The 10054-nt window shown below is 61.5% G+C and carries 5 protein-coding genes and 1 pseudogene; 5 read left to right on the top strand and 1 reads right to left on the bottom strand.

Annotated elements, in window-relative coordinates; translation table 11 throughout:
- Positions 1-330, bottom strand: a pseudogene (locus RBB34_RS18090) (hypothetical protein); the annotation flags it as partial.
- A 381-nt stretch (positions 331-711) separates the two neighbouring features.
- Here RBB34_RS18090 and RBB34_RS18085 point away from each other — a divergent pair.
- The 5 genes from RBB34_RS18085 to RBB34_RS18065 all read left to right on the top strand — a co-directional run bounded on the left by RBB34_RS18085 (position 712) and on the right by RBB34_RS18065 (position 9981).
- Complete coding sequence (locus RBB34_RS18085; RefSeq protein ID WP_306120651.1) at positions 712-2088, top strand: site-specific integrase; 1377 nt, start codon at positions 712-714, stop codon at positions 2086-2088.
- A gap of 173 nt (positions 2089-2261) precedes the next feature.
- A complete protein-coding gene (locus RBB34_RS18080; RefSeq protein ID WP_306120650.1) occupies positions 2262-2561 on the top strand; it encodes a DUF1778 domain-containing protein in 300 nt (99 codons plus the stop codon).
- A 3-nt stretch (positions 2562-2564) separates the two neighbouring features.
- Complete coding sequence (locus RBB34_RS18075; protein WP_306120649.1) at positions 2565-3077, top strand: GNAT family N-acetyltransferase; 513 nt, start codon at positions 2565-2567, stop codon at positions 3075-3077.
- 341 nt (positions 3078-3418) lie between these two features.
- Complete coding sequence (locus RBB34_RS18070) at positions 3419-8305, top strand: type ISP restriction/modification enzyme (RefSeq protein ID WP_306120648.1); 4887 nt, start codon at positions 3419-3421, stop codon at positions 8303-8305.
- Positions 8305-9981, top strand: a complete 1677-nt coding sequence (locus RBB34_RS18065; protein ID WP_306120647.1) for a DUF262 domain-containing protein — start codon at positions 8305-8307, stop codon at positions 9979-9981. Before RBB34_RS18070 ends, RBB34_RS18065 begins: the two co-directional genes overlap by 1 nt.
- Positions 9982-10054: the final 73 nt, after the last annotated feature.

Genomic DNA, 10054 nt, shown 5'->3' with positions numbered 1-10054 from the left:
GACACTGGCGGCATAGAAACGAACCCGATCCACCTTAGCCAAGCCGCAAAACTGTCTCACCAGGCGGGTCCACCTCTCAGTGGTGCGAGAAGCTTCGCCGGGCCGATGATCGGTGACTTCTTTGAGATAGATGCGGATCAGATCGGCAAGCGTCGTCCGCTGCCCGGCGCTTTGATCGACAAAGACGCCGCGGTCCATCTCCGACTCGACTTGCCGTGCCCAGGCCTGCGCATCCTTCTTGGTGCGGAAGGTAGCAGTGCGCCGCGGCCAGCCCTTGCGCCGTATCTGCGCCTGCCACTGAGACGGTCCCTTTTCGCGGATTGTCGCCATGACCACAGACCTCGCGGATCAACGGATCGCACGGCAGCACCAACTGTGCCGCGCAAGGGGATCTAGCGCCCAACTGTGCCAAAATTGTGCCAAATGCCCTCAAGCGCAAACAGGCCGAAAACAGCGTCTCTGTAAATAGTTGATTTTATTGAGAAGTTTGGCGCACCCGACAGGATTCGAACCTATGACCTCTGCCATCGGAGCTGGTCAAATGGCCTTTCCGATTTGCGCGATAGAGTACGCCAGAGCACGCTAACAGACTGAAATAGATTGCTTTTCAGAATTAGAGCTCCGAAGTCTCTATCCGAGAATACGCCTTGATTTCCTTCCGCGTGCTTGCGTGGTGCTTACTCGAAATCAGGGCTTCCGAAGGACGGGAGCATGACCAAGCTGACCAAACGGTTTGTAGAGGCAGTCGAGCCGCAGAGCGAAGGCCACGTTGTCTGGGACGACGAGCTGCCGGGTTTCGGTCTTCGTGTTTATCCCTCTGGGAAGCGTAGCTACCTCATCCAGTATAGAGCGAAAGGTCGCTCGCGGCGCTACACGATTGGAATCCATGGTGTGTGGACACCCGAAACTGCTCGTCGTGAAGCAAAGGCTTTGCTTGGCCAGATCGCTCAGGGAGAAGACCCCGCTGCCGAGCGTGAGGAAGAGCGCCGCGCGGTGACCGTTCGGGAGCTCTGCGAGCAGTACATCGCCGATATGGAGGCAGGCTTGGTTCTCGGAAAAGGCGGTCGCCCAAAGAAGGCGACCACCGTCGCGACCGATGTCGGTCGCATCCGCCGTCACATCATCCCCTTGCTCGGCACGCGGAGGATCAAGGACATCACCAAACCGGACATGAACAATTTGATGAAGGACATCATCGCCGGAAAGACGCGCGTCGTAATGAAGACGGAGAAGCTTCGTGGCAAAGCGATCGTACGCGGCGGGCGCGGCACTGCCATCCGCACCATGGGCCTCCTTGGCGGCATCTTCACCTACGCAATCGAAGCCGGGATCATCGATCAGAACCCGACCCACGGCCTGAAGAAGCCGCGATACAAGGTGCGGGACCGACGACTGAGTGAAGCGGAGTACCGGACGCTGGGCCGCATTCTTAAGAACGTGCAGCATGACAGCCACTTCGGCATCCACGCCGAGATCCTCCGCCTCATTGCCCTGACCGGCTGTAGGCGTGGCGAGATTATCAGTCTGCGGTGGAGCGAGGTCGACATCGAAGGCAGTTGCCTGCGCCTGAAAGACAGCAAGGAAGGCGCATCCGTGCGACCGGTCGGCCTTCCGGTCATCGACTATCTTGAGGCCGCCCGCCTGAAACGGGATGGCACCTATGTCTTCCCCGGCCAGGGCGAAGACAACGCCGTCGGAAACTTTCCGCAAAGCTGGAAGAAGCTATTCGCCGATACGCCGCTTTGGGATGTGACCCCTCACGTCCTGCGGCACAGTTTCGCCAGCATCGCCAACGATCTTGGATTTACTGAGATCACCATTGCTGCCCTCATCGGACACGCTAAAGGATCGGTCACGAGCAAATACGTCCACACCCTCGACTCGACTCTTATCATGGCCGCGGACACTGTGTCGGGCTACGTAAAGGCGCTCCTTGAGGGGGTCGAGTTCAGGCGCAACACCTACACGCTCGACCGACAGACACGGCGGAGCGCTATCGACGATATGCTGGTCGAAGCAAGGCCATGCACCGAAAAGGTGCTTTCGAGGCTACCCGATAGGTCGCTAACCGTCATATCTGACGGCTAAAGCCGTGCTAGACGCCAAATCTGATGTTTTGATCGCTGGCCCGCCCGGAGGCATCGCTCGATTCTCGCCATCTCAACAACCAGCGCGAGGTTTCTTCAGCAGACCGTCCTAGCGATGGACGTGTATTGCAATCTGCAATACACCGAGCTATATTTGGATCAAAGGAGAACGCCATGGCGACGAACATCGAACGTAGAGAACACCCAATCTCCATGCGCCTGCCGGAAACGGACGTCGCGATGATTGACCGTGCCGCTGACCTCCGCGGGCGGTCCCGGACGGACTTCGTGCGGGAAGCGGCGGTGCGGGCGGCCGAGGACGTCTTGATGGAGAACCGGCTGATTAGGATGTCCGCCGACGGCTTCGCGCACTTCCTGTCGATCCTATCCGAACCAGCCAAACCGGTTCCGGAGATCGTCGAGGTCGTGAAGCGGCCCGCCCCATGGGAGGAAGGCTACAAGCCGAAGAGCTGAGCGGTGCCCATTTCCCGGCCCGAACCGCTGACCGAGACGCACGACCTCGCCGACTTCGACTGCGGTAAGCCGTCTCTGGATCACTGGCTGAAGAAGCGCGCCCTTTCCAATCAGCAAAAGGGCTTTACCGCAGTGCTCGTCGTTCACGACGCCAATCGCGTGGTCGGCTTCTACGGCCTCGCCCCATCAGCGGTCGTGCCCGACATCCTGCCGCGCTCGGTCAGAACCGGCCAGCCCCCCGATCCCGTTCCCTGCCTCCTGCTTGGACAACTCGCTACCGACCGCGCCTGGTCAGGCAAAGGCATCGGCACGGGACTGGTGAAGCACGCTCTCGAACGAGCGGTTACGGCGGCTGAACTGATTGGCGGAAGAGCCCTCGTAGTCCATGCGATTGACGACGAAGCCGCGACCTTCTGGCGGCGACGCAGTTTCATCCCCTCTCGCGACGATCCGCTCGTTCTTTTTCAGTCGATCTCATCTATCACTGCGTCAATCCGTGAAAGCAAAACCGAATGATAGGCATCGCCTCGGACATACTCCTTGTAATATTCCAATCCACAAGGTTGATTTGTGACGAGATCGAGAGGTTTGATGCTCGAACTGCTGGAGCACATGCGGTCGCCTGCACAATCCGCAAAGCGGGAGAAGGGCTTACTAAGCAAATGCAGATCGGCCTGATTTTCCGGATATACGGTGACAGTTACTCAAGCGTGCTTCGCGCACATTCTTCAGAACTCTGATTATCAGCACGGCTAAAACTCGAGTGTACGAACAAGAAAGAATGAAAAACACTTCCGCTAAGCCGTCGACAGGTAGTACTGCGCGCCGCATGTCGGCTACGAAGGACAGGGGCGATAATGTCTAGCGACCTGCGCGCGCTCCTTGAGCGCTTCCGCGAGACGGCGCGCACCGAGCGCGAAAAGGGGACGTACTTCGAGAACATCGTCGCGGTCTACCTTCGCCACGACCCCCTGCAGTCGGCCTTCTTCTCCAAAATCGAGACCTACGAGCAATGGGCCAAGGCGCGCGGCGAGGATGCAGCCGACAGCGGCATCGACCTAGTCGCGACCCTGGCGGACGGCTCGGGCTTCTGCGCGGTCCAGTGCAAGTTTTACGACGCGTCGAAGAAGGTCGACAAAAGCGACATCGACAGCTTCTTCACCGCGTCCGGGAAGGAGGGTTTCGTCCGGCGGCTGATCGTCGACACGAGCGATGGCAACTGGACGGACCGTGCCGAGAAGGCGCTTCAGGGTCAGACGATCTCGACCAACCGGATCGGCCTCAGCGATCTCGAGGCAAGCCCAATCCTCTGGTCCGACTTCGTCCGGACCGGCGAAGTAAAGGTGTCCGAGGCGAAGACCCTGCGCCAGGACCAACAGGAAGCCCTCGAGGCGGTCCGCACGGGGCTGGAAGAGGCCGACCGCGGCAAGCTCATCCTCGCCTGCGGCACCGGCAAGACCTTCACCAGTCTGCGCATTGCCGAGGAGCTGGTCGGCAGGGGCGGCAAAGTCCTCTTCATGGTCCCCTCCCTCGCACTCATGTCCCAAGCCGTGCGGGAGTGGACTAACGACGCCACGCTGCCGCTGCGCTCCTTCGCGGTCTGCTCGGACGCCAAGGTCGGCAAGCGCCCGGGTCGCCAGGACACCGCAGATATCGCGGTTCACGACCTCGCCTACCCGGCGACGACGAACGGCACGGCGCTGGCCGAGAAGATGGCCGATGCCGCCCCGGAGGCGATGACCGTAGTCTTCGCCACCTACCAGTCGATCCAGGTGATCTCCGCCGCCCAGGAAGCTGGGCTTGGGACATTCAACCTGATCGTCTGCGACGAGGCGCACCGCACGACTGGGGTGACGACCGGCGAGGAGGACGAGTCGAACTTCGTACGCATCCATAGCGACGAGCACGTCCTCGCCGCCAAGCGCCTCTACATGACCGCCACGCCTCGCATCTACGGTGAGGCGGCGCGGCAGCGTGCGAAGGAACAGTCGCTGACGCTCGCGCAGATGGACGACCCCGCGACCTACGGCGAGACGCTGTTCGAGCGTGGTTTTTCCTGGGCCGTCGAGAACGAGCTGCTCACCGACTACAAGGTGATCGTCCTCGCGGTGGACGAGGGGAAGGTCGCCCGCTCCGTCCAGCGCCGCCTCGAGACCTCCGACCAAGATCTCGCGCTCGACGACGCAACCAAGATCGTCGGCTGCTACAAGGCTTTGACCAAGACCGACCTGACGGTCGATGTCGGCACGGACACCGGCGCCATGCAGCGCGCGCTGATCTTTTGCCGGGACATCAAGTCCTCAAAGATCATCGAGGGGGAGTTCGCCGCCGTCGCCGAGGAGTTCCGCGCACAGAACCCTGAGGACGAGCTGACCCTCGACTGCGAGGTTCGGCATGTTGACGGCACATTTAACGCCGACAGCCGCGGCCGCCTGCTGGACTGGCTGAAGGCCGATCCCGGCGACGACAACTGTCGCATTCTCACGAACGCCCGCTGCCTGTCCGAGGGCGTCGACGTGCCCGCGCTGGACGGGATCATGTTCCTGCATCCGCGCAAGAGCCAGATCGACGTGGTCCAGTCCGTGGGCCGCGTGATGCGCCGCGCGCCGGGCAAGAGAATGGGCTACGTAATCCTGCCCGTCGCCATCCCGGCCGGCACCTCTCCCGAGGAGGCCCTGAATGACAATGAGCGTTACCGCGTCGTCTGGCAGATCTTGAACGCATTGCGCTCGCACGACGAGCGGCTCGACGGCGACATCAACAAGATCCACCTCGGCCAGACCGAGGGCAGCCGGATCGAGATCGTCGCGGTCGCCCCCGACCTGCCCAGCGGCACGTCCTCGGGCAGCGGCGCCGGCATCGGTCAGGGCAGCGCGCCGGGCGACGACGAGGAAGGCGGCGGCGGCCGCACCACATCCCAGGGCGAGCTCTTCGTCGATGAGTTCTCCGCCGCCATCCGCGCGCAGATCGTCAAGAAGTGCGGCACCAAGGAATACTGGGATCGCTGGGCCGCCGACATCGCCCGCATCGCCGAACGCCACATCACCAGGATCGAGGCGCTTCTGGAGGACCCGGACGCCCGCGCGACCTTCGACGCTTTCCTCAAGGAGCTGCACGACGACCTGAACGAGGCCATCTCCGAGGCCGACGCCATCGAGATGCTGGCCCAGCACATCATAACGCGTCCCGTCTTCGAAAGCCTGTTCCAGGGCAATCGCTTCACCAACGAGAACCCGATCAGCCGGGCCATGCAGGGAATCGTCGCCCGGCTGGACGAAGCGCGGATCGACAAGGAGGCGGAGAGCCTGGAGGAGTTCTACGCCTCCGTCCGCCGACGCGCCGAAGGTCTCACCGATCCGGCCGCCAAGCAGAAGCTGATCGTCCAGCTCTACGACGACTTCTTCAAGTCGGCCTTCCCCCGCACGACGAAGCGTATGGGCGTGGTCTACACGCCGGTGGAGATCGTGGATTTCATCCTCCATTCCGTCGACGAGGCGCTGCGCCGCGACTTCGGCGTGGGTATCGGAGCGGAGGGCGTGCACGTCATCGACCCGTTCACGGGCACGGGGACGTTCGTCACGCGCCTGCTGCAATCAGGGCTGATCGCGCCCGAGGACCTCGCGCGGAAATACCGCGAGGAGCTGCATGCCAACGAGATCATCCTGCTCGCCTACTACATCGCGGCAATCAACATCGAGACGGTCTATGCCGACCTCGCGGACGAGAGAGAGGGAGAGGCCGCCTACGAGCCCTTCACCGGCATACTGCTGACCGACACGTTCGCGCTGCACGAGCACCGCGATATGCTCGACGACCTTTTGCCCGACAACGCCGAACGCCGGACCCGGCAGCGCAACCTCGACATCCGGGTGATTGTGGGGAACCCGCCCTACGTCGTCGGCGAGGAAGACGGCAACAGCGAGGACGAGAAAGTCGAGTATCCCAAATTGGACGGGCGCATCCGAGAGACCTACGCGGCGCGCACCGAAGCAACGCTCGTGAATGGCCTCTACAACAACTACATCCGTGCGATCCGCTGGGCATCCGATCGGCTAGGCGAGGACGGTGGCGTCATCGCTTTCGTAACCAACGGCGGCTTTCTGGACGGAAAGACGGCAGCAGGACTTCGGCGATGCCTCGTTGAAGAGTTCAGCGATGTCCGCATTCTTGATCTAAAGGGCAACCAGCGGACCCAGGGCGAACGATCCAAGCGCGAAGGCGGGAAGGTTTTTGATTCAGGATCGCGTGCGCCAATCGCGATTTCAGTCCTGACGAAACGACCTGACTCCCAAGCCGCTGGGGCCATCCATTACCACGACATTGGCGACTACCTCAGTCGAGAAGATAAGCTTCGCATCGTGCGTGAGCTCGGCAGCGCTGGTGGCGTTGAATCGAGCGACGGATGGACGACCATCAAACCCGATACGTTCGGTGATTTCCTCAACAAGCGCGATCTGTCATTTGATCAGTACATGCTGATTGGCACAAAGAAAAAGAGTGCTGAAGCAACCCTCTTCGGGGTTTACTCGCATGGAGTGTCAACGGGCCGCGGTGCTTGGGTCATTAACAGCAGCGCAAGCGCTCTTCGGAAAAATGTCGATACGACAATCCAAGCAGTATCTGAGAGTTTGGAAGGACTGCAGGCAGGCGGCTCACTAGTATCTGACGCCCGTAGAATATCCTGGACCCGAAAGCTCAGACAGGAAGTCGAAGCGGGTAGAAGTGTCAGCCCCGAGGACGGTGAGTTCGGAAGACTCCGTTACCGACCCTTCATCACACGACACTTCCTCTATCATCCTAGATTGAACGAAGAGCGGGGGCAGCTTCCAAAGCTATTCCCATCTGTGGAAGTTGAGAACAGGCTAATCTGCGTTCCGGCTCCTGGGAACACAACCGATTTTTCTTGTCTAATCGTCGACTCAGTACCGGACCTTGAGTTCGTCGCTGCGAAGGGTGGCTCTCAGTGCTTTCCGCTGCACTACTACGAAGAGCCCGCGCGTAACGAGAACAATCCTGATCTCTTCGCCACGTCGGACGGCCCCGGTCTCGTGCGCCGCGACGGGATCACCGACGAGGGGCTCGCCCACTTCCAGGCCGCCTGGCCTGGCGAGGCAATCACCAAGGAGGACCTGTTCCACTACGTCTATGGCCTGCTTCATTCGCCCGACTACCGGACGCGCTACGCCGACAACCTCAAGAAAGCCCTCCCGCGCATCCCCGCCGTCGCTTCCGTGGAGGACTACCGCGCCTTCCGCGACGCCGGCCGGACGCTCGCGAACCTGCATGTCGGCTACGAGGAGGTGGAGCCCTACGCCGCAACCTACCGCGAGGGCGACCCACGCACCTGGGTCGTGGACGAACCCGAGGTCTTCTACCGCGTCGAGAAGATGCGCTTCGGCGGCAAGCGCCCGAACCTCGACCGCACCACGATCCACTACAACGACCGCATCACCCTCACGGACGTCCCCGAGGCGGCCTACCGCTATGTCGTCAACGGCAAGAGCGCGATCGAGCACGTCATGGAGCGCCAGTCGGTCACGAAGGACGCCTACAACCCGAAGACCAAGAAGGGCAGCGACATCGTCAACGACGCAAACCGCTTCGCAATCGAAACCATGGAAGACCCGGAGTATCCTCTGACTCTGCTACGTCGGGTGATCACCGTGAGTGTGGAGACAATGCGGATTGTGGACGCGCTACCACCCCTGCGTTTGCCGACCGAGGTTAGCGAGGCCGCCGAGTAGTGGAGGCCCGTAATCGCACTATTGAGCAGTGGTTCGGCTGGATCGCCGACGGAGCCGTCGTGCTGCCCCGCTTCCAGCGCTACGAGGCTTGGGGTTCCGGCCAAGTGGAGGGCCTGCTCGAGAGCGTCCTGCGCCGCCCCTCTCTTCCCGTGGGGGCGCTGCTGATGTTGGAGGTCGGCGACGCCCCGCCCTTCCACGCTCGCCCTATCTCTGGCGCTCCCGAGGGCGGCAAGGCGGCGTATCACCTACTCGACGGGCAACAGCGCATGACTGGACTCTGGCGTAGTCTCTCGGGTGACTACGACGACTTCGCCTTTTTCGTGCGGACCGAACCGCAAGACGTTCCGGAAGTAACTGCAACCCGTCGCTATCTCAAAGGCGGCAAACGCTATCCGGTTTGGTGCGATGACGATGCGGAGGTGGCCGCACGGAACCTCATTCCTCTGCCACTGCTGCGTCCAGGCCAAGAAGCCGCGGACGCAGCAAAGGCATGGGTCAAGGGCGTATCGAACGGTGAAATGGACCGCGCGATGGCGCTGAACGAAGTTATCACTGAGCTGCGTTCGCGCGTCAGCAACTACTCCCTGCCGTTCCTGTCTCTGCCCGCGACCACCAATCGTGAGACCGCGCTCGACGTGTTTATTCGCATGAACACCCAAGGCACGGCGCTAACCGCTTTCGACATCGTCGTGGCACAGGTCGAGGCCGATACCGGCACCTCCCTGCACGAACGTGTCGAGGGCTTACGCGCCCGCGTGCCCAAGCTAACGCATTACGGTGAACCAGCCGAGATCGCCTTGGCCGTAGGCGCGGTGTTATCGGGCCGCCCGCCCACCCGCTCCACCTTCCTGCGCCCAGCTTTCGGAGGAGAACTTGTTGATGTTTGGGACAGGATCGAGCTCGGCTTGGAGCGGGCCGTCCGCTTTCTCGCCGATGAGGCAATGGTCGATGCTGCGATACTCCCGTCCGATCCATTGGTGACACTGATGGGCGCGTTCTGGGCCGACGCGACCGAGGGCAAGGACGCCGAAGGAGCAGCCCGCAGGCTCGCACGCCAAGCTTTGTGGCGAGGTGCATTCACCGAGCGCTATCAGAAGACTTCCGCGACCCGAACGGCGCTAGACTATCGAGAGCTAGTCGCCCAACGGGACGGAGATGGTCCGCTGCCGGGCTTGCTCGATCCAGAGCAAAACCCCCTGCCCGAGCCCGCTGCTTTACGCACTGGGGGTTGGCCCAAAACTCGCGACCGCTTGGGCCGCGCAATCCTCGCCGCTTCGCTGCGCGTGGGCGGCCACGACTTCGCCGACGAGCAGCGTTTCTCCATCGAAAACCAAGGCGCACGCGAATATCACCACCTCTTCCCGAAAGCGCTACTTGAAGCGGAGGGTTGGCCACGTCGACTGGTGTTCTGCGCACTCAACTGCGCTCTAGTCAGTTGGCGGACGAACCGCACGATCGGCAAGAAGCCCCCCTCCATATACGTAGCTGAACGAGCTGAAGAAGTCGGGCTGCCTACCAAAGAGGTTGACCGCCGTCTGCTGTCTCACTGCATTCCTCCCGATGCGCTGCGCTCGGACGAGTTCGAGACATTTCTCGACGTCCGGGCGAAGATGATCCACGGTGTGATGTCAAAGCTTTGCAATGGCGAGGATGTTGGATTGCATGACGTTGTTTAGACTGGTGGAGGCCGATTGCAGTTTTGGGCTCGACGGCTGCAAGAGTTTTCTGTTCTTCTCTTCGTATTTTGCG

The sequence above is a fragment of the Roseitalea sp. MMSF_3546 genome (assembly GCF_030732865.1).
Taxonomy (GTDB): domain Bacteria; phylum Pseudomonadota; class Alphaproteobacteria; order Rhizobiales; family Rhizobiaceae; genus Roseitalea.
Note: the sequence above shows the minus strand (reverse complement) of the source record. Positions and strands in the feature narration are given on the sequence as shown.

Bases quoted from the DNA above. Each gene is read 5' to 3' on its own strand.
- RBB34_RS18085 (WP_306120651.1), top strand. From the start codon at position 712: ATGACCAAGCTGACCAAACGGTTTGTAGAGGCAGTCGAGCCGCAGAGC.
- RBB34_RS18080 (WP_306120650.1), top strand. From the start codon at position 2,262: ATGGCGACGAACATCGAACGTAGAGAACACCCAATCTCCATGCGCCTG.
- RBB34_RS18070 (WP_306120648.1), top strand. From the start codon at position 3,419: ATGTCTAGCGACCTGCGCGCGCTCCTTGAGCGCTTCCGCGAGACGGCG.